The organism is Kitasatospora viridis (assembly GCF_007829815.1).
GTDB classification, from domain to species: domain Bacteria; phylum Actinomycetota; class Actinomycetes; order Streptomycetales; family Streptomycetaceae; genus Kitasatospora; species Kitasatospora viridis.
This window is the reverse complement of the sequence record NZ_VIWT01000004.1, coordinates 77,950-97,896: the sequence shown is the minus strand read 5'-3', so window position 1 is coordinate 97,896 and position 19,947 is coordinate 77,950. Positions and strand designations below refer to the sequence as shown.

15 protein-coding genes are annotated in these 19,947 nt (G+C 73.4%); 10 read left to right on the top strand and 5 right to left on the bottom strand.

Annotated elements, in window-relative coordinates:
• Together FHX73_RS34150 and FHX73_RS34145 are read left to right on the top strand one after the other, a co-directional pair.
• Positions 1-1,851, top strand: a complete 1,851-nt coding sequence (locus FHX73_RS34150) for a glycoside hydrolase family 15 protein (protein ID WP_145909878.1) — start codon at positions 1-3, stop codon at positions 1,849-1,851.
• 63 nt (positions 1,852-1,914) lie between these two features.
• Positions 1,915-3,003: a polyprenyl synthetase family protein gene (locus FHX73_RS34145; protein WP_145909877.1), complete on the top strand. Its 1,089-nt coding sequence runs from the start codon at positions 1,915-1,917 to the stop codon at positions 3,001-3,003.
• On the opposite strand, the gene FHX73_RS34140 is transcribed toward FHX73_RS34145, so the two are convergent.
• Positions 2,954-3,994, bottom strand: a complete 1,041-nt coding sequence (locus FHX73_RS34140) for a GlxA family transcriptional regulator (protein ID WP_145909876.1) — start codon at positions 3,992-3,994, stop codon at positions 2,954-2,956. The genes FHX73_RS34145 and FHX73_RS34140 overlap by 50 nt on opposite strands.
• A 164-nt stretch (positions 3,995-4,158) precedes the next feature.
• Here FHX73_RS34140 and FHX73_RS34135 point away from each other — a divergent pair, with 164 nt between their 5' ends.
• A complete protein-coding gene (locus FHX73_RS34135; protein WP_246214066.1) occupies positions 4,159-4,875 on the top strand; it encodes a DJ-1/PfpI family protein in 717 nt (238 codons plus the stop codon).
• A gap of 44 nt (positions 4,876-4,919) precedes the next feature.
• Here FHX73_RS34135 and FHX73_RS34130 read toward each other — a convergent pair whose 3' ends face one another.
• On the bottom strand, positions 4,920-5,528 hold the full coding sequence (locus tag FHX73_RS34130; RefSeq protein ID WP_145909875.1) for a helix-turn-helix domain-containing protein: 609 nt from the start codon (positions 5,526-5,528) through the stop codon (positions 4,920-4,922).
• A gap of 294 nt (positions 5,529-5,822) precedes the next feature.
• On the opposite strand from FHX73_RS34130, the gene FHX73_RS34125 reads away from it, so the two are divergent.
• Entirely contained in the window at positions 5,823-7,370 is a 1,548-nt protein-coding gene (locus tag FHX73_RS34125) for an APC family permease (protein WP_145909874.1), read from the top strand.
• 15 nt (positions 7,371-7,385) lie between these two features.
• Here the strand turns inward: FHX73_RS34125 and FHX73_RS34120 are convergent, their stop codons facing one another.
• Positions 7,386-8,162: a hypothetical protein gene (locus FHX73_RS34120; protein WP_246214065.1), complete on the bottom strand. Its 777-nt coding sequence runs from the start codon at positions 8,160-8,162 to the stop codon at positions 7,386-7,388.
• 302 nt (positions 8,163-8,464) lie between these two features.
• Here FHX73_RS34120 and FHX73_RS34115 point away from each other — a divergent pair, with 302 nt between their 5' ends.
• The 6 genes from FHX73_RS34115 to FHX73_RS34090 all read left to right on the top strand — a co-directional run bounded on the left by FHX73_RS34115 (position 8,465) and on the right by FHX73_RS34090 (position 17,874).
• Positions 8,465-10,519 (top strand): phosphocholine-specific phospholipase C, encoded by a 2,055-nt coding sequence (locus FHX73_RS34115; protein ID WP_211786423.1) that lies wholly within the window; start codon positions 8,465-8,467, stop codon positions 10,517-10,519.
• Between the two features lie 155 nt (positions 10,520-10,674).
• Positions 10,675-12,003, top strand: coding sequence for a lipase family protein (locus tag FHX73_RS34110; RefSeq protein WP_145909872.1), 1,329 nt, complete (start codon positions 10,675-10,677; stop codon positions 12,001-12,003).
• Positions 12,004-12,168: 165 nt separating this feature from the next.
• A complete protein-coding gene (locus FHX73_RS34105) occupies positions 12,169-13,743 on the top strand; it encodes an ABC transporter substrate-binding protein (RefSeq protein WP_145909871.1) in 1,575 nt (524 codons plus the stop codon).
• On the top strand, positions 13,740-14,684 hold the full coding sequence (locus FHX73_RS34100) for an ABC transporter permease (protein ID WP_145909870.1): 945 nt from the start codon (positions 13,740-13,742) through the stop codon (positions 14,682-14,684). The genes FHX73_RS34105 and FHX73_RS34100 overlap by 4 nt, the downstream gene beginning before the upstream one ends.
• Positions 14,681-17,131, top strand: a complete 2,451-nt coding sequence (locus FHX73_RS34095; RefSeq protein WP_246214064.1) for an ABC transporter ATP-binding protein/permease — start codon at positions 14,681-14,683, stop codon at positions 17,129-17,131. Before FHX73_RS34100 ends, FHX73_RS34095 begins: the two co-directional genes overlap by 4 nt.
• A complete protein-coding gene (locus FHX73_RS34090; RefSeq protein WP_145909869.1) occupies positions 17,131-17,874 on the top strand; it encodes a thioesterase II family protein in 744 nt (247 codons plus the stop codon). The genes FHX73_RS34095 and FHX73_RS34090 overlap by 1 nt, the downstream gene beginning before the upstream one ends.
• A 59-nt stretch (positions 17,875-17,933) precedes the next feature.
• On the opposite strand, the gene FHX73_RS34085 is transcribed toward FHX73_RS34090, so the two are convergent.
• Positions 17,934-18,218, bottom strand: coding sequence for a hypothetical protein (locus tag FHX73_RS34085; RefSeq protein WP_145909868.1), 285 nt, complete (start codon positions 18,216-18,218; stop codon positions 17,934-17,936).
• A gap of 86 nt (positions 18,219-18,304) precedes the next feature.
• The gene (locus tag FHX73_RS34080) at positions 18,305-19,888 is read right to left on the bottom strand and encodes an MFS transporter (protein WP_145909867.1); all 1,584 of its coding nucleotides are present in this window, start codon (positions 19,886-19,888) and stop codon (positions 18,305-18,307) included.
• Positions 19,889-19,947: the final 59 nt, after the last annotated feature.

Genomic DNA, 19,947 nt, shown 5'->3' with positions numbered 1-19,947 from the left:
ATGGCGTTCTCCACGACCGGCTTCGACACGACCGGTTTCGCCTACCGCGACAGCGGCCGGTACACACCGATCTCCGAACACGGCCTGATCGGCGACCTGCGCACGGCCGCCCTGGTCGGCACGAACGGCACCATCGACTGGTACTGCTGCCCGCGCTTCGACGCGCCCAGCGTCTTCGGGGCCATCCTCGACGCCGACCGGGGCGGCTCGTTCGAGCTGGCCGCCGAAGTCCCGACCCGCACCCGCCAGTTCTACTTCCCCGACACGAACGTGCTGATCACCCGGTTCTTCGCGGCCGACGGGGTGGCGGAGATCCAGGACTTCATGCCGGTGGTCGACGACTCGCGCGAGGCGGCCCGGCACCGGCTGATCCGCCGGGTGCTGTGCGTGCGCGGCACCCTCCCGTTCCGGGCCAGGATCGCCCCGCGGTTCGGCTACGGCACCGAGGCGCACACCACCCACCTCGAAGGCCACCACGCCGTCTTCCGCGCCCCGTCGCTCACCCTCGCACTGACCTCCACCGCCCCGCTGGAGAGCGACGGCACCGACGTCTGGTCGCACTTCAAGCTCCTGGAGGGCGAGTCCAACGTCTTCGCACTCGACCAGATCGGCGACGAGGTGCCGACCCGGGCCTGTCCGCGGGCCGAGGCCGAGGAGCAGGCCGACGCGACGGTGCGGTTCTGGCGCCGCTGGCTGGCCGGCTCGCAGTACCACGGCCGCTGGCGGGAGATGGTGAACCGCTCCGCGCTGGTGCTCAAGCTCCTCACCTACGCGCCGACCGGCGCGATCATCGCCGCACCGACCACCAGCCTCCCCGAGCAGCTCGGCGGCGAGCGCAACTGGGACTACCGCTACGTCTGGGTCCGCGACGCCGCCTTCTGCCTCTACGCCATGCTGCGCCTGGGGTTCACCTCGGAGGCCGAGGCGTTCATGGGCTTCCTCGGCGAGCGCGGCATCATGCGCGGCACCGGCGCGGGCGGCCCGCTGCAGATCATGTACGGCATCGACGGGCGCAGCGAACTGCCCGAGCGGGAGCTGGCGCACCTGGAGGGCTACCTCGGCTCCGCGCCGGTCCGGATCGGCAACGCGGCCACCGGCCAGCTCCAGCTGGACATCTACGGAGCCCTGATCGACTCCCTCTACCTGTACGACAAGTGGGGCCAGCCGATCAGCAGCGAGCGCTGGGACGAGGTCGGCGCGATGGCGGACTGGCTCTGCGAGAACTGGGACCAGCCCGACGAGGGGATCTGGGAGACCCGCGGCGGCCGCCGCAACTTCGTCTACTCGCGGCTGATGTGCTGGGTCGCGCTGGAGCGGGCGATCCGGATGGCCAACCGCCGCGGCCTGCCGGCCGACCTGCCCCGCTGGCGCGGCTGCCGGGACGCGATCTACCGGCAGATCATGGCGCGCGGCTGGTCGACCGGGCGAGGCGCGTTCGTCCAGGCGCTGGACGAGGACCAGTTGGACGCCTCGCTGCTGATGATGCCGATGGCCAAGTTCGTCTCGCCCACCGACCCCAAGTGGCTCGCCACCCTGGACGCCCTCACCGCCGACCTGGTCTCCGACTCCCTGGTCCACCGCTACGACCCGGCCACCAGCCCGGACGGCCTGAGCGGCCCCGAGGGCACCTTCTCGATCTGCTCCTTCTGGTACGTCGAGGCCCTGGCCCGGGCCGGCCGGCTGGAGGAGGCCCGGCTCGCCTTCGAGAAGATGCTCACCTACGCCAACCACCTCGGCCTGTTCGCCGAGGAGATCGGCCCCACCGGCGAGCAACTCGGCAACTTCCCGCAGGCCTTCACCCACCTCTCGCTGATCAGCGCCGCCTTCAACCTCGACCGCGCGCTGGGCTGACGGGGCATCGGGCCGCGATTTCTGTGAGGCTGTCCCCAACCCCCGAACAGGAGAGCCCCGCACATGACCGAGACGCCCGTCGCCGTCGAACAGATCCTGGCCCGCATCGCCGGCTACGAGCAGCGGTTCGGCGCGCTCTTCGAGGAGTACTTCCGGGGCCTGGGCGCCGACCTCGACATGCCCGCGTTCAGCAGGTTCACGCCCGACTGCGTGCGGCTGCTGCGGGAGCTGTCGCTGCGCGGGGGCAAGCGGATGCGGGTGGTGCTCCTCTTCGAGGCGGCTCGCCTGGTGACCGCCGAGCCCGTCGAGGGGCTGGACGCCGCCGCGCTGAGCGTCGAACTGCTGCAGACCCACGGGCTGATCCACGACGACATCATCGACGACAGCCCCACCCGCCGCGGCGGCCCGTCGACCTACTACGCCTACCGCGACCAGTTCCCCGACCGGCCGCAGACCGCCCTCGGGCTGGCCCTGCTGGCCGGCGACCTCGCGCTCGCCCTCTCCCTCCAGGTGCTGCTCGACGCCAAGGCCCCCCTCGCGGTGCGCCACGCGATGGTCGAGGCCCAGACGCGGGCGGCCTCGGCCACGTTCCTGGGCCAGATCGCCGACATGGAACGGGACTTCACCCCGGTGCCGGACGAGGAGGTGCTGAACTGCGTGGCCGACTACAAGACTTCGCGCTACTCGGTGCTGGCCCCGATGCAACTCGGGCTGCTCGCCGCGGGCGGGCAGCCGGCCCGCTACGAGACCGAACTGCGGCGCTACGCCCGGCTGGCGGGCATCGCCGGGCAGCTGCGCGACGACTACCTGGACCTGTTCGGGGACCCCGCGACGATGGGCAAGCCCACCGGGACCGACATCCGGGACGGGCGGCGCAACTACACCGTGGCCGCGATCCTGCGGGTGGCCACCGACGCCGAGCGGGCCGTGGTGGAGTCCGCGCTCGGGAACGGAGAGTGCTCGGCCGAGGAGGTCGACGCCGTCCGTGAGATCGCCCGGCGCCACGGGGTGCCGGAGACCATGCGCGCGCAGCTGCGGCGCCTGGCGGAACTGGCGTCCGCCGAGGCCGCCGGCTGGCGGCCCCGCTGGCGGGACGAGGCCGTCACCTTCTTCGAGTACCTGCCGCTGTGGAACCTCGACCGGATCCGCTGACCGTCGGTTCGCTCCGCTGCGCCGGTCGCGGGCCCAGCGCGCTGCGGTGGGCGGAGGGCGTGGTGCCGAAGTGGGCCAGGAAGGCCTGGCGCAGCGTCTCGGTGGAGCGGAACCCGCAGCGCCGGGCGACCGCGGTCAGCGGCAGCGCGGTGCTGGTCAGCAGGGTCGCGGCGGCCTCGGCGCGGGCGGTGCGCACGTAGCGGGCGGGCGGTTCGCCGAGCTGGTCGAGGAAGAGGCGGGACAGGTGCCGCTCGCTGACCCCGCACCGGGCGGCCAGCGCGGCGCCGGACAGGTCGGCGTCCAGGTGGCCGGCGATGTAGCACACCACCTGGCGCAGCAACTGGTGGGCCGGCGGCGCGTCCTGCACGTAGGGCGACAACTGGGCCTGGTTTCCCGGCCGTTGCATGTAGGTGACCAGCCAGCGGGCGATCGAGCGGGCCAGCTCGGGCCCGTGGTCGTCCTCCACCAGGGCCAGCGCCAGGTCGAGGGCGCTGGTCACCCCGGCCGAGGTCCAGACCGGGCCGTCGACGAGGTACAGCGGGCGCGGGTCCACCGCGACCTGCGGGTACCGGGCGGCGAGCTCGCGGGCGTACGACCAGTGGGTGGTGGCGCGGCGCCCGTCGAGCAGGCCGGCCGCGGCCAGCACGCCCGCCCCGGTGCACACCGAGGCCACCCGGCGGCTCGTCGGCGCCAACCGTCGTATCTGCTCCAGCAGTTCGGGATCGGCTGCGGCGGCGAGGTGGCCGATCCCGCCGGCTATCACCAGGGTGTCGAGCGGGCCCCGGACCTTCTCGACGGCGGCCTGGCTCATCAGCGCCGGCCCGCCGGACGACCGCACCGGGCGGCCGCGCACGGAGGCCAGCCGGACCCGGTAGGCGGGGTCCGCGCCGAGTCGGTTGGCGGCGTCCAGGGTGTCGCTGACGCAGGCGATGTCGAGGAGTTCGGAGCGGTCGTAGCCGATGATGACGACCTGTCGGGCGGGGGCGGGCATGGCGCTCAGCCTACGCCGCCGCGTCCGGCGGACAGGGATCGCAGGATTCCGGACAGGACAGCCCGGTCCGGCCGGGGGTGGCGGGTGCGGTGGGTGACGGTGGGTCGGGCGGTCCGCGCAGGCCGCCCGACCCACCGTCACCCACCACACCGAGGAGCCGAACCGTGTCCGAGGACGCCATGGAGCAGACCCCGCTCCGGACCATCGCCTTCGCCGTCTACCCGGGCCTGACCCTGCTCGACCTGGCCGGCCCGTTGCAGGTCTGCTCCGCGCTGGAGCAGCTGGCGCCGGGCTTCCGCACGGTGGTGCTCGGCGAGCGGGTCGAGCCGGTGGACACCGACACCCCGCTCGCGGTGGTGCCGAGCCACACCTTCGACGAGGTCCCCGAGCCGTTCGTGCTGGTGGTCCCCGGCGGCCTGGAACCGACGCTCAAGGCGCTGGCCGACGAGCGCCTGCTGGCGCGCCTGCGGAAGGCGGCGGACGGGGCCCACCTGGTCGGCTCGGTCTGCACCGGCTCGCTGCTGCTGGGTGCCGCCGGCCTGCTGGAGGGCCGCCGGGCCACCACCCACTGGTGGTACCGCGACCTGCTGACCCGCTTCGGTGCGACGCCGGTGGCGCAGCGCTGGGTCGAGGACGGCCGCTACGTCACCGCCGCGGGCGTCTCGGCCGGCATCGACATGGCGCTCCAACTGGTCGCGCGGGTGGCCGGCGAGGAGCTGGCGCGGGAGATCCAGCTGCTCATCGAGTACGACCCGGAGCCGCCGTTCGGCCCGATCGACTGGCCCGCCGTGGACGCCGACCACTACCGGCCCCGCTCCCAGCAGGCGCTCGCCAGCGCCCTGGCCGACCACCCGGAGCTACTCGCCCGCCTCACCTCCTGACCGGACCCGTTCCCGCCCCGGCTGCGTCATCTCAGCGGCCGGGGCTAGGTGCTCGGCACCTCGTCCGGTGTCGGCGGGCTGATCACCCAGAGCACCTCGGCCGGTCCCTGGCCCGAGTTGACCAGGCGGTGCGGGGTCGAGGTGGCGTACTCGATGCTGTCCCCGGTGCGCAGGGTGTGGCGCTCCTCGGACAGCTCCAGGGTGACCTCGCCGGAGATCACCAGCAGTACTTCCTGGGCGTCCCCGTGGGTGTACTGGCCGTCGCCGGTGGAGCCGCCGGGGCCGAACTCGCCCGTGTAGATCTCCAGGTGACGCAGCGGCGGCTGCGCGATCATGAACTTCCGCGACCCGGCGGTGACTTCGACCTGCGGCCGGTCGGCGCGCCGGAGCACCGCGTGCCAGGCGCGCGGCGCGGGCTCGAACAGGTCGGCCATGCTGACGCCCAGGGCCATGGAGATCCGGCGCAGCGAGCCGACGCTGGCGTCGGTGCGGCCGTTCTCCAGCTGGCTGAGGAAGCTGGGGCTCACCCCGGCCGCCTTGCCGAGCGCGCGCAGCGTGAGCCGCCGCATCAGCCGGTACTCGCGCACCCGGGTGCCCACGTGCGGGTCCCGGCCGCCCGGGGCCGGGGCGTCCGGAGAGGCCACCTGTGTCATCCCGCCCCCTTCGCCACCTGATCTGGACCGCCTCGCCGAACATCCTATTCAGTGGTGTTCACCGACCGGTCCCTCCGGTGCGGTCCGGGTCGGACGGTCGATCAACTGTCCGATAGCTCGGTCGACTTGCCTCCTCGTGAACCCGCTCCCGGACCGTCACCGGGCCGACACCGAGTCGAGTCCTCCGCCGCTTGTTCGCCAGGATGGCCGGTGGTAACTTCCTCGAACAATTTGTTCAGTGGTAGTTAACTCTCCCCGCTTTCCGTCCGATGCCCCCCACATCCGGAGAGGTCAATGTCTTCCACTTCGATCAGTTCGCCGACCGACCCGCCCAGCGGCGCCAGCGGCGGCAAGGGACTCAAGGACGGCGCGCTCGGCCTGGCCTCCAGCGTCGCCATCGGCCTCGCCTCCACCGCCCCCGCCTACAGCCTCGCGGCCACCCTCGGCCTGGTGGTCGCCGGAGTCGGGCTCCAGTCGCCGATCGTGATGATCCTCGCCTTCATCCCGATGCTGCTGATCGCCTACGCCTACCGGGAGATGAACGCGGCCGACCCGGACTGCGGCACCACCTTCACCTGGGCGGCCAGGGCGTTCGGGCCGCGCACCGGCTGGATGGGCGGCTGGGGCATCATCGCCGCGGACGTCATCGTGCTCGCCAACCTGGCGCAGATCGCGGGCCAGTACGGTTTCGAGCTGATCGGCGCCAACGGCTTGGCGAGCAGCACGCTGTGGACCACCACGGCCGGTGTCGTCTGGATCGTGCTGATGACCTGGCTCTGCTACATCGGCATCGAGATCTCCGCCGCGCTGCAGAAGGTCCTGCTGGGCATCGAGGTCGTGATGCTGGCGGTGCTCTCGGTCGTCGCCCTGGCCAAGGTGTACACCGGTCACGCCGCCGCCGGCTCCGCGCACATCGCGCTCTCCTGGTTCAACCCGCTGAACATCGACTCGCCCAGCGCCTTCACGAAGGGCATCCTGGCCGCGATCTTCATCTACTGGGGCTGGGACACCGCCGTCTCGGTCAACGAGGAGACCGAGAGCCGGGCGAGCACCCCGGGGCGGGCCGCGGTGATCTCCACCGTGCTGCTGCTGGTGATCTACGCCGTGGTCTCCACCTCGGCACAGGCCTTCGCGGGCATCGGCACCAGCGGGACCGGCCTGGCCAACAAGGCGAACGCCGGTGACGTGTTGTCGGGCCTGGGCAACGAGGTGTTCGGCAGTCACGGGATCGGGTGGTTCCTCTCCAAGCTGCTCATCTTCATGGTGCTCACCTCCTCGGCCGCCTCCACCCAGACGTCGATCCTGCCGACCGCTCGGACCACCCTGTCGATGGCCGCCCACAAGGCGATCCCGGCGCGGTTCGCCCGGATCCACGCCAAGTACCTGACGCCCACCTGGTCGACCGTCGGCATGGGCGTGGTCTCGGCGGTCTTCTACGTGGTCCTCAGCAAGGTCAGCACGGCGGTGCTCACCGACTCGATCGGCTCGATCGGCCTGTCCATCGCCTTCTACTACGGCCTGACCGGCGCCGCCTGCGTCTGGTACTACCGCAGGGTGCTCACCCGCAGCGCCCGCGACCTCTGGTTCAAGGGCATCCTGCCGGGCCTCGGCGCGCTGATCCTGTTCGGGCTGTTCGTCTACGCCGCCTTCTTCGTCTACGCCGACCCGGGCTACGGCACCGGCAGTGTCGACCTGCCGCTGCTCGGGCAGGTCGGGCGGGTCTCGGTGATCGGCATCGGATCGCTGCTGTTCGGCGCGCTGGTGATGATCGGTTACTCGCTGGTCCGCCCCGCCTACTTCGCCAAGCGGGTGATCACCGTCTCGGCGGCCGAGCCGTCCTGAGCCCGTGTGTTGACGTCAGCCGCCACCCCGGCCGGGGCCACCCCGGTCCGGGGCGCCGGCGATCCAGTCCTGGACGCGTGTCAACAGCCGTTGCCAGTGGCCGTCGTGGCGTGCGGTCTGCCGGGTGGCGCGGTCGAGCTTGGCCGGCTTGTCCGCGTAGAACCGCTTGGCCCAGGGGGAGGCGGGACGGGCCAGCCGGACGGCGGCGACCAGTCCGATGACCGGGACGAACAGGCCGAGCACACCCATCCGGATCTTGCCCTTGGCGAACGCGACGACCGTGTAGAGCAGGTCGGCGACGATCGCCAGGATCCACACCGTCCAGCCCACCGTCGCGCGCTGCCCGGCGTCGCCGATCCCGAACGGCACGCTGCCGAGCAGCACCATCAGCAACGCCGCGGTGGTCAGCGTGATCGCCTCGACCGAGGCGCGCCCCTCGTCCGTCCAGTAGACGTCGGCGAGGTGGATGATCAGTGCGAACTCGTCGAGCACCAGCCCGGTCCCGACACCGAACACCATGCAGGCGGCGATCTTGGCCGCGCCCGTGCCGGGGATGGCGGCGAGCGCGAAGCCCCCGGCCACCATGAGCAGCACCCCGGGCACCGCGTGGTGGATGTGGACGCCGCCGGGAGTGACGTTGTCGCGGAACGGCCCCCGGCCGGCCCGGATCAGCCGGGTGATGCCCCGGGTCACCAGGAACGTGAGCAGGAACGCGAGCAGCGCGGCCAGCAGCGGCAGTCGCCCGGTGTCCACCACGGCCTGCTGCCACCACCCGGCAGCCGACAGCCGCACCCTTCAGCACCCATCGGTGCGAGACGAGCCGATCACGGAGCAGATCACGGGGTCCATCACGGGGTCGATCATGCCCGAGGCCCGCACCCCGCCGACGCAGACACGCGAGGCTGAGCATTCCCTGAGCAGTTACTGCGCAGTTCTGTTGACTAGACGCCTTCAATGAGCAGATTATGTCACCCACTCCGCGAGTCCCGCCGCCCACGCGCACCCCCAACAGCGCGTCGGCGGGCGGCCCGTGATGCCCACGCAGCACCCGGAACGACCCATCCCCCCACAGTCGTCAGATGGAGGTCGGTCACGTGACCGAGCCAGGCTTCCCCCTCACCCGTCGCCGCTTCCTCGGCGGAGCCGTCGCCGCCGGCGCCCTGTCCGTGCTGCCGCCCGGCATGGCGCAGGCGCTGGCCGCCCCGTCCGTGCCCGGATCCCTGGCTGACGTCAAGCACGTCGTCGTGCTGATGCAGGAGAACCGCTCCTTCGACCACTACTACGGCACGATGAGCGGCGTCCGGGGCTTCGGCGACCGCACCGCGGTGACCATGCCGAACGGGCTGGACGTGTTCCACCAGCCCTCCGCGAGCCGGTCGGACGGCCACCTGCTGCCGTTCCGGATCAACACCACCCAGGTCGACGGCCAGGACGACGACTACCTGCCGCACGCCTGGAGCGACCAGCACCAGGCGATCGACGGCGGCAGGTGCGACCAGTGGATCGCCGCCAAGGGCGAGATGACGATGGGTTACCTCACCGAGCAGGACATCCCGTTCCACCGCGCGCTCGCCGACGCCTTCACCATCTGCGACCACTACCACTGCTCGGTGCAGGGCCCGACCACCCCCAACCGGGTCTACCTGTTCTCCGGCACCATCGACGCGGCCGGGCAGCACGGCGGCCCGGGCAACAACAACCCGGCGGACTACCAGCCGGTCTACTCCTGGCAGACCTATCCCGAGTTCCTGGAGCAGCGCGGCGTCAGCTGGCGGGTCTACGCCAACAACGAGGTCGGCGACGACGGCAACCACCCCTGGGTCGGCGACTACGGGGACAACCCGCTCTGGCTGTTCAGCGCGTTCCACGACCCGGCCAACTCCGCCCTGGCCCAGAAGGCCGGCATCACCCCGTGGCAGCCGGACTCCGGCCTCGGCAAGGATCCGGCGCACGTGCTCTCCGCCTTCACCGCCGACTGCGCGGCGGGCACCCTCCCCGAGGTCTCCTGGATCGTCGCCCCCTCCGGCTACTGCGAGCACCCGGCCGGGCGCCCGCTCAACGGGGCGGTCTACATCCAGGAGGTGCTGAAGGCGCTGTGGGCCGACCAGGAGCTCTGGTCCTCCACCGTGCTGCTGATCAACTACGACGAGAACGACGGCATGTTCGACCACGTGCCGCCGCCGATGCCGCCGGCCGGCGCCACCGACGAGTACGTGGGCGGCCTGCCGATCGGGCTGGGCGCCCGGGTGCCGATGACGGTGATCTCCCCCTGGAGCAAGGGCGGCTGGGTCAACTCCCAGGTGTTCGACCACACTTCGGTGATCCGCTTCATCGAGACCTGGAAGCACCCCGACCAGCCGTTCCCCAACATCTCGCCGTGGCGGCGCTCGGTCTGCGGCGACCTGACCAGCTGCTTCGACTTCACCGCCGCCGACCCGGCCGTGCCCACCGGCCTGCCCGTGATGCCCGATCACGCCATCGCGCCCGGCGACCCCGACGACCCCGAGAAGGGCCTGCCCGCCGCCGCCCCGCCCGCGACCGGCCCGACCGCCGCGCCCGCGCAGGACCCGGGGACCCGGCCCGCCCGGCCGCTGCCGTACCAGCCGCTGGCCGCGGCCTCGCTCAGCGCCGACCGGCAGCTCCTCACCACCACCTTCGCCAACCAGGGCGCCGCCGCGGTGCAGTTGGCGGCCTACCGGGCCGACGGGCAGACCGACGGGCCCTGGGGCTACGACGTGGCGGCCGGCGCGACGGTCAGCGACACCTGGCACGTCCAGGCCTACGGCGGCGGCGAGTACGACATCGCCGTCCACGGCCCCAACCGGTTCCGCTGGCAGTTCGCCGGCGACGCAAACAGCCCCGGCGCGGGCGTGGAGGTCACCGCCTCCTACACCGCCGCGCCCCGCCTGCAACTGGTGCTGGCCAACGCCTCCGCCCAGCCTGTCACCATCACCGTGACCGCCAACCAGTACCGGGGCGACGGGCCCTGGACGTACGCCGTCCCGGCCGGCGGTTCGACCACCGACAGCTGGGACCTGCTCTCCTTCGACGGCTGGTACGACCTCTCGGTCACGGTGAACACCGACCCGACCTTCCTGCGCCGCTTCACCGGGCACGCCGAGAACGGGCTGCCGAGCCGGACCGGCTGAGCCGCCGTCAGGATCCGGTGGGCGGGGCCGGCCCGACGGTCCTTCACCAAGTGCCCACAGGATGCCGTGTCATCTCTCTGTACGGACGCTTTACCCATTGGTAACTTACTCGCCAGTCAGGAGTGTGACCCGCCTCACTACCTCGGGGGAAAGCCATGTCCAGAAACTCCGTCCGCCGCCTGGCCGTCGCCGTGGCCGCCGCCACGGTGACGGCCCTGGCCGCCGCCCCGGGCGCCTGGGCCGCGACCGCGAGCGGCAGTACGGGCGATTCCTTCGCCACCTACACCGGCAGTGCGCCGCTGTCCTCCTTCGCACCGGGCACCGTGCTCAAGACCCGGACCCTGCACTACCACATCGAGGGCATCCCCACGCCGGTCACCGCGATCCAGCTGCTCTACCGCACCACCGACGCGCAGGGCCGACCGGCCGCGAACGTGACCTCGGTGGTGCGCAGCCTCACCGGCAACACCACGACGGCGGTCTCCTACCAGTCGTTCTACGACTCCCTGAACCCGCAGGACGAACCGTCCCGGGCCATCGCCGGGAACGTGACGCTCGGCGGCACCATCGCCAACTTCGAGTCCGTCGCCCTCTCGGCGCTGCTGCTGCAGGGCGACAACCTCGTCATCCCGGACACCGAGGGCCAGGGTGCGGACTTCGCGGCCGGCCCGGAGTACGCCTTCAACACCCTGGACTCGATCCGGGCCGCGACCAGCTCCCCGGCGACCGGCCTGAACGGCGCGACGAAGTTCGGCCTGATGGGCTACTCCGGCGGCTCCATCGCCACCGACTGGGCCTCGGCGCTCGCCCCGGGCTACGCGCCCGACGTCAACAAGAACCTGGTCGGCTTCGCCGAGGGCGGGGTGCTCGTCGACCCGGCGCACAACCTGAAGTACGTCAACGGCTCGCTGGTCTGGTCCGGCGTCATCCCGATGTCGATCATCGGGGTCTCCCGCTCCTACGGCGTCGACCTGACGCCCTACCTGAACGGCTACGGCCTGCAGATCTACGACCGGCTGCAGAACGGCTCGCTGCTCGACGCGCTCGGCCACTACCCGGGTCTGACCTGGCAGCAGATGGCCAAGCCCCAGTACGCCGACCCGGACTCGGTGGCCGCCTTCGTCGACGTGGTGAACAAGATCAACCTGGGCTCGGCCCCGACTCCGACCATCCCCGGCTACATCGCCCAGGGCGACGGGGGCGTGCTGGAGGGGACGTTCGCCAACCCGTCCGGCATCGGCACCGGCGACGGCGTGATGGTCGCCGGCGACGTGCGGGCGCTGGCCAACCAGTACTGCGCCACCGGCAACCGCTCGATCAAGTACGACCAGTACGACCTGCTCAGCCACTTCGGCACGGCGCCGGCCTGGGCGCTCAACGCGGCCTCCTGGTTGAACGACCGCTTCGCGGGCAGGCCGGCCCCGTCCGACTGCGGGCACATCCCGGCGGGCAACTCGCTCGCGCCGGAGCGGACGGTCTCCTGATCCCTGACGCCTGAGCCGCGCGGTCACAGGCGCTGCGGGCGGTGGGGTGGGCGGCGGACGGCGGGGCAGGGCCAATAGTGAAATGAAATCCGTTTTCATTTAGAGTGGCCCTCGCACCCGCCACCGCCGCTCCGGCGCGCCCCTGAACCGTGAACGAGGACCACTGTGACCGCACCCCGGATATCCCGTAGAACCCTGCTGCGCACCGTCGGTGCCGGCCTCGGCGCCGCGGCCGGCGCCGGCCTGCTGGCCGCCTGCGGCTCCGGCGCCGCGCACCCCGCGGCACTGGATGCCGACGCGCCGACCGCCTCCGTGGCGCCGAAGCGCGGCGGAAAGCTGCGGGCCGCCTTCGCCGGATCCAGCGCCGAGTCCACCAACGTGCTCCAGGCCACCGGCAGCGCCGTCGACTACGTGCGGGCCCGGCTGATCTGGGACACCCTCGGCGAGCTCGACGGCAGCAAGGTGATCTGGCGGCTCGCCGAGTCGGTCGAGCCGAACGCCGACGCCAGCCGCTGGACGGTCAAGCTGCGGGCCGGCGTCAGCTTCAGCGACGGGCGCCAACTCACCGCCCAGGACGTGCTGTTCAGCCTCCGCACGCTGGCCGCCAACCCGACCGTGCAGGCCGGTGTGCTCGGCGGCCTCGACCCGAACGCCTCCGCCGTCCGCGACCCGCGCACCCTGGACCTCCAACTCAAGGCCCCGGACGGGTTCTTCGACCTGGTGCTGGCTCAGTCGATGTTCGTCTTCCCGGACGGCACCAGCGACTTCGCGCACGCCCTCGGCTCCGGCCCGTTCCTGCTGAAGAGCTGGAGCGCCGGCGCCAGCAGCCTGCTCACCGCCCGCACCGACTACTGGGACGCGGCCAACGGCGGCCCCTACCTGGACCGGATCGAGCTCTTCTCGGTCGCCGACGCGGGCGCCCGGCTGAACGGCCTGAAGGCCGGTCAGTTCGACTACGCCGGCGGCCTCACCCTGGCCACCGCCCGCGCCGAGCAGGACAACAAGGCGCTGCGGGTGCTCACCGCCCCCAAGGAGCTCTGGAGCGACCTGGCCTTCACCATGAACCTGGGCACCGACCCGTTCACCAAGCCCGAGGCCGTCCAGGCGCTGAAGCTGGCGATCGACCGGGACGCCATGGTCCGCACCGTCACCCTCGGCTACGGCGAGGTGGCCGGTGACGCGCTCGGCAAGTACCAGACCTGGTACGACACCACCCTGCCGGCCCGCCCCCACGACCCCGACCAGGCCAGGCGGCTCCTCCCCGGCGGCAAGCTCTCGCTGCGCACCAGCGACTACGAGTACGGCACGCTGGAGAGCGCGAGCGCCTTCGTGCAGCAGGCCCAGGCGGCGGGCATCCAGGTGGCGGTGGACAAGGTCCCGGCCGCCGACTACTACGCCGACGTCAAGACCCTGCTCAGCACCCCGCTGCAGACCAACCTCTACCACGCCCAGCCGCTGCCGCTGCAACTGTCCATGTACTACGGGCCGCAGGCCATGTACCCGTTCACCGGCCCGGCCGACCCCACGCTGACCGGCCTGCTGGCCGCCATGCACACCGCCGTCGGCGACGACCGGCGCACCAGCGCGGTGCACGACGTCCAGCACTACCTCTACGACCACGGCGGCGACGCGGTCTTCGCCCGGATCCCCCCGCTCGCCGCCTCGACCCCGGCCGTGCACGGCATCCAGCCGCGCGGCGTGTTCGACTACCCGTGCCTGCGCGACGCCTTCCTCGCGTGAGCGGTGCGCTGCGCCGCCTGGCCGCGGCCGCCGGGACCCTGCTGGCCGCCTCCGTCCTGGTGTTCGCGGCCACCGCGCTGGCGCCCGGTGACGCGGCGTCGGCCCGGCTCGGCGGCCGGGCCGGGCCCGCCCAGGTCGCCGAACTGCGGCACCGGCTCGGGCTGGACCAGCCGGCCTGGAGCCGGTACGGCCACTGGCTCTGGCGCGCGCTGCACGGCGACCTCGGCACCTCCTACGCCAGCGGCCGCCCGGTCGCCGACCTGATCGCCGAGCGGGCGGGCAACTCGCTGCTGCTCGGCGCGGTCGCCGCCGTGCTGCTGGTGCCCTCGGCGCTCGGACTGGGCCTGTGGGCGGGGGTGCGGGCCGGGCGGGCGGCCGACCGGGTGGTCTCCACGGCGACCCTGGCGCTGGTCAGCCTGCCCGAGTTCGTCACCGGCACGCTGCTGGTGCTGGTCCTCGCCGTCGGCCTCGGCCTGCTGCCCTCGGTCTCCGTGCCCTCGGCCGGGCAGAGCCCGCTGACCCAGCCGCAGATCCTGGTGCTGCCCGTGCTCACCCTGCTCTCGGCCTGCCTGGCGCAGAACGTCCGGCTGGTCCGCGCCGGGGTGATCGAGGCGAACGGCTCCGAGGCCGTCCGCACCGCCCGGCTCGGCGGCCTGCCCGAACACCGGGTGCTGCTGCGCTGGGTGCTGCCGGCCGCCGTGGTGCCCGCCGTGCCGGTCTTCGCCCGCTACCTCGCCTACCTGCTCGGCGGCACCCTGGTCGCCGAGACCCTGTTCGGCTACCCGGGCCTGGCGGCCGCTCTGGTGGACGCCACCGCGAGCCGGGACGTGCCGGTGGTGCAGGGCGTCACGCTGCTGGTGGCCGGCCTGACGATCACCCTCAACCTGCTCGCCGACCTGCTCGCCAACGCACTGAACCCCGCTGCCAGGAGCCACAGTTGACCGAATTCCGAATACCGCGGTGGCGGACCCTGCTGGCGGGCGGCGCACTGCTCGCGGTGGTGCTGCTCGCGCTGCTCGGCCCGGTGCTGGCGCCGCACCCGCCCGGCGAGGTGCTGGACATGCCGTACGCGCCGGCCGGCGGCGCCGCGCCGCTCGGCACCGACCACCTCGGCGCGGACGTGCTCAGCCGCTTCCTGGCCGGCGGGCGGTCGCTGGTGCTGCTCTCGCTGGCCGCGCTCGCCGCCGGCTACGGCATCGGCGGGACGGCCGGCATGGCCGCCGCGCTGCGCGGCGGCCGGCTGGACCGGGCGGTGCGCTGGAGCGCCGACGTGCTGCTCAGCCTGCCGGCCCTGCTGCTGCTCAGCCTCACCGTGGTCGCGCTCGGCCGGGGCGCGCTCGGCGTCGGCGCGGCCGCCGCGGTCGTGCTGCTGCCGGAGATCGTCCGGCTGGTCCGCGCCGCCACCCTGCAGGCGCTCCAGCACGACTACGTCGAGGCGGCCGCGGCGCGCGGGGAGGGCACGGCCTACCTGCTGTTCCGGGAGGTGCTGCCCAACCTCGCGCCGGTGCTCGCCGCCGACGCCGCGGTGCGGTTCGTCGGCGCCGTGTTCGTGGTCGCCACCGCCGGGTTCCTCGGCTACGGCGCCCAACCACCGGCCGCCGACTGGGGCTTGATGATCCTGGAGAACCGGGACGGGCTGGCCCTGCAACCGCTCGCGGTCGCGGTGCCGGCGATCGGCGTGCTGGCGCTGCTGCTCTCGGCGAACCTGCTGGTGGACGCCGCGTTCCCGGCGGTGGCCCGACGGCGCCGCACCGGCCCGGCCGCGCCGCTGGAGACGGGCGCGGTGCTGCGGGTGCGCGGCCTCACGGTGACGGCGGGCGGGCGCACCGTGCTGGACGGGATCGACCTCGACCTCGCGCCCGGCCGGGTGCTGGCCCTGGTCGGCCCCTCCGGCAGCGGGAAGACCACGCTCGCGCTGGCCGCGCTCGGCGAACTGCGGCCCGGGCTCGCGCTCGCCGGCGGAGAACTGCACCTGATGGGCCGTCAGGTGCTGCACCTGCCGGACCGTCAGCTGCGCCGACTGCGCCGCGAGCACGCCGGCTACGTGCCGCAGGACCCGCGCACCTCGCTCGCGCCGACCATGCGGATCGGCCGCCACCTCGGCGAGTTCCTGCGGGCCCGCGCCGTGCCGGCCGCCGAGCGGCCCGAGCGGATCAGGGCCGCCCTGCGGATGGTCCGACTGCCGGACGACGACGCCTTCCTGCGCCGCTACCCGCACCAGCTCTCCGGCGGCCAGCGCCAGCGGGTGGCGCTGGCCGCCGCGCTCGCCCACCGGCCCGACCTGCTGGTGCTGGACGAGCCGACCAGCGCCCTGGACCCGGCCACCGCCGCCGCGCTGCTCGCCGACCTCAAGGAGCTGCGGGCCGACGGCGGACCGGCCGTGCTGCTGGTCGGCCACGACCTGGCCCAGGTCGCCGGGGTGGCCGACGAGATCGCGGTGCTCGACGGCGGCCGGGTGGTGGAGCGCGGACCGGTCGCCGGTCTGCTCGCCGACCCGGCCGGCCCGACCGCGCGCCGGCTGGTCGAGGCGGCCCGGGCGAGCTGGCGGGGCCCGGCCGCCGAGGAGACCGCCCGGCCCGTCCTGACGGTCCGTGGCCTCCGGGCCCTGCGCGGCCCCCGGGCGGTGCTGGGGGAGGTGGAGCTGACGGTCCGGGCGGGCGAGTGCCTCAGCGTGGTCGGCCCCTCTGGCGGCGGCAAGACCACCCTGCTGCGCTGCCTGACCGGGCTGCACCCGGACTGGTCGGGGCACCTCCAGCTGGACGGCGCGCCCGTGCCGGCCCGGCTGCGCGACCGCACGGCGGCGCAGCTGCGCCGCCTCCAGCTGGTGCCGCAGGACCCGCACGACTCGCTCAACCCGCGCCACCCGGTGGGCCGGATCATCGCCCGCCCGCTGGCCCGCCACCGCCCGGAGCTGGACCCGCGGGCCCGGCGCGCGGAGGTGCACCGGCTGCTCGACCGGGTCGGCCTGACCGCCGAGCACGCCGAACGCCGGCCCGCCCAGCTCTCCGGCGGGCAGCGCCAACGCGTGGCACTGGCAAGGGCGCTGGCCGCCGAACCGGCCGTGCTGCTGTGCGACGAGGCGACCAGCGCGCTGGACGCGCCGACCGCCGACACCGTGCTGCGCCTGCTCGACGAGCTGCGCCGGGAGCTGCGGATCGCGCTGGTCGTGGTCACCCACGACCTGACGGTGCCCGCCCGCCTCGGCGGCCGGCTCGCCGTGCTGGCCGACGGCCGGATCCGCGAACACGGGCCGACCGAGCGCCTGTTGACCAACCCGACCCACCCGGTGACGGCCGAACTGCTGGCCGCCGTGCCGGAGTTGCCGATCTCTCCGACCTCTCCGACTTCTCCGACCTCGTCCGCCCGCTCGACCCGAGGACCGCACTGATGCCCGCTCAGCACTGGCTGCGCCGACCCCGACCCCGGCCCGACGCCGAGCTGCGGCTGCTCTGCCTGCCGCACGCGGGCGGCTCGCCCGGGCTGTTCCGAAGCTGGAGCTCGCTGCTGCCGGCGCAGGTGGACCTGCTGCTGGCCTGCCCGCCCGGGCGGGAGGACCGGCTGGACGATCCCGAACCGGCCGACCTGGCCGGGCTGGTCGGCGAACTCGCCGGAGTGCTAGCGCCGTTGCTCGACCGGCCGTGGGCCGTCTTCGGGCACAGCATGGGCGCGGCGGTGGCGCACGAGCTCGCCCTGGAGGTGGTCCGCCAGGGCCACCGGGCGCCCGTCCACCTCTTCGTCTCGGCCCGCGAGGCACCGCAGCACCACCGCGGCGGGGCGGTGCACCGGCTGGACGACGACGCGCTCTGCGCCGAGCTGCTGCGCCTCGGCGGCAGCAACGCCGCCGCCCTGGCGATCCCGGAGCTGCGGGAGCTGGTGCTGCCGGCCGTGCGGGCCGACTACCGGCTGATCGAGAACTACCCGGCCACCCCGAGCGGCCTGCTGCCGTGCCCGGTGACGGCGCTGATCGGCCGCGAGGACGGCGAGCTGACGGAGCGGGAGGCGGCCGGCTGGGCGCGCTGGACCCGCGCCGAGTTCGACCTGGAGGCCTTCCCGGGCGGGCACTTCTACCTCACGGAGCAGCCCGAGCGCGTGGTCGCGGTGATCCGCCGCCGCTGCCTGACGCGGCATTAGGCAGCACAGCGAGAGGCTTCCGTGCACGAGCCGTGCACGGAAGCCTCTCGCTGTTGCCTCTACCGCCGAACGAAGTGGTGGTGCACCTCGGTCACCTTCGGCGCGCCCTTCGGGTCCGGGAAGCCCGCCTCCTTGGTGATCGGCAGCATCCGTCCCATGAACGCGTCGAGCTTCGCGCGGGACTCCCACAGGTCGACCACGTGCAGGCCCTCGCCGGACACGATGGCGCTGTGGAACAGCAGCCCGTCCGGGGCCTGCGGGGCGCGCGAGCCCGCTCGCTTGTCCACCTCGTCGTACTGTTCCGCGGTCACGCCGGGGAAGTCGAGCTGCAGTAGCACTGCCATGGCTGATCTCCTTCTCTCGCTCGGGTGCGCGATCAGCTCAACAGCAGCGTCGAGGTGCCGCGCGGCGTCGCGGCCGATCGAGTGGGTCACCCGCTGCTATCGGACCTCAGGTCCCGCTCGCGCACCAGCACCAGGCTGGCGGCCGCCGCCAGCAGGGCGGCGATCCCGGCGACCAGGAAGACCGTGGAGAGCGCCCCGGTGTAGGCGGAGCGGGCCAGGCCCACCACCTGCTCGCGGGTGGCGGCCGGCGCGGCGGCGCGCAGCGCGTCGAACTGGCCCGCGGCGACCAGCCGGCGCAGCGGCGCGCCGTCGGCCTGCGGCACCTGGAGCCTGGCGAGCGCGGGGCCGGAGAGCACGGTGTTCACCTTGGCCGTCAGCAGGGTGCCGAAGCCGGCCACCCCGGCGGCCGTGCCGAGCGGGAAGAAGGTGTTCGCCGTGCCGGAGGCGGTGCCGGCCTGGTCGGGCGGGACCACCTCGACCGCCAGTGAGAGCAGGTGGGGCATCGTCAGACCGGCCCCGGCGCCGAGCAGCAGCAGGGTCGGCAGCACGGCGGTCCAGCCGTCGGCCGGGCCGAGCCCGGTGCCGAGGAACATCCCGACGCCGACCACGGCCGTGCCCAGGGCGAGCACCCGGGAGACCGGCAGCACCTTGACCAGCCGGCCGCTCACCGCCGCCGTCACCACCAGGGCCGCCGACTGGGCGAGCAGCACCAGCCCGACCCGGAACGGCGAGAGCCCGAGCATGCCGCCCAGCCACAGGGTCAGGAAGGGGAGCAGGCCGAAGCTGAAGATCCGGGCGGCGAAGCTGAGCAGCACCGCCCCGCTGAAGGTGGGGACGGTGAACAGCCGCAGGTCCAGCATCGCGGCCGGGCCGAGCCGCCACTGCACGGCGGCGAAGGCCACGGCCAGCAGCGAGCCGGCGATCAGCGCGGCCAGCACGTCCGGCCGGCTCCAGCTCTGCTGAGCTCCCGTCAGCAGGCCGTAGTTGAGCGCGAAGAGGGCGAGCACGGCGAGCACCGCGCCGGCCCAGTCGATCCGGCCCGCCGCCCCGGCGGCGACGCTCTCGGGCACCCGGCGCGCGGTGACGAACAGCACGAAGAGCCCGATCGGCACGTTGACGGCGAACAGGAACGGCCAGCTCAGCCACTGCACGATCGAGCCGCCGATCAGCGGACCGAGCGCGGCCGAAACCGCGCCGCCGGCCGTGAAGAGGCCGATCGCGGTGGTCCTGGTGCGGGCCGGCGCGTCCTGGTAGGCGCCGGCGATCAGCGCCAGCGCCGTGCCGAACGCGAGGGCGCCGCCGACGCCTTGGGCGGCCCGGGCGGCGATCAGCAGGCCGACCGAGGGGGCGAGGGCGCAGCTGGCCGAGGCGGCGGTGAAGACTGCCACGCCGGCCAGGAAGATCCGCCGCCGACCGATCCGGTCGGAGACCGAGCCGGCGGTGAGCAGCAGCGCGGCGAAGGCCAGGGTGTAGGCGCTGACCACCCACTGCAGGCTCTCCAGCGAGGTGTGCAGGTCCGCGCCGATCCGGGGCAGCGCGACGTTCACCACCGTGATGTCCAGGGTCATCATCGCCGCCGCGAGCGCGGTCGCGGCCACCGTCCAGCGCCGGCCGCTGAGCACCTCTGGCGGCACCGGCCGCTCCGGCGCCATGGTCATGGTCTCTTCCATCCCTGCGTCCTCCGTGGGGGTTCGTCGGTGAAGGGGCTTGCAAGCTCCCTCCGCTTAAT

Bases quoted from the DNA above. Each gene is read 5' to 3' on its own strand.
- FHX73_RS34125 (WP_145909874.1), top strand. From the start codon at position 5,823: ATGTCTTCCACTTCGATCAGTTCGCCGACCGACCCGCCCAGCGGCGCC.
- FHX73_RS34110 (WP_145909872.1), top strand. From the start codon at position 10,675: ATGTCCAGAAACTCCGTCCGCCGCCTGGCCGTCGCCGTGGCCGCCGCC.
- FHX73_RS34130 (WP_145909875.1), bottom strand. From the start codon at position 5,528: ATGACACAGGTGGCCTCTCCGGACGCCCCGGCCCCGGGCGGCCGGGAC.
- FHX73_RS34085 (WP_145909868.1), bottom strand. From the start codon at position 18,218: ATGGCAGTGCTACTGCAGCTCGACTTCCCCGGCGTGACCGCGGAACAG.
- FHX73_RS34080 (WP_145909867.1), bottom strand. From the start codon at position 19,888: ATGGAAGAGACCATGACCATGGCGCCGGAGCGGCCGGTGCCGCCAGAG.
- FHX73_RS34090 (WP_145909869.1), top strand. From the start codon at position 17,131: ATGCCCGCTCAGCACTGGCTGCGCCGACCCCGACCCCGGCCCGACGCC.
- FHX73_RS34140 (WP_145909876.1), bottom strand. From the start codon at position 3,994: ATGCCCGCCCCCGCCCGACAGGTCGTCATCATCGGCTACGACCGCTCC.
- FHX73_RS34150 (WP_145909878.1), top strand. From the start codon at position 1: ATGGCGTTCTCCACGACCGGCTTCGACACGACCGGTTTCGCCTACCGC.
- FHX73_RS34145 (WP_145909877.1), top strand. From the start codon at position 1,915: ATGACCGAGACGCCCGTCGCCGTCGAACAGATCCTGGCCCGCATCGCC.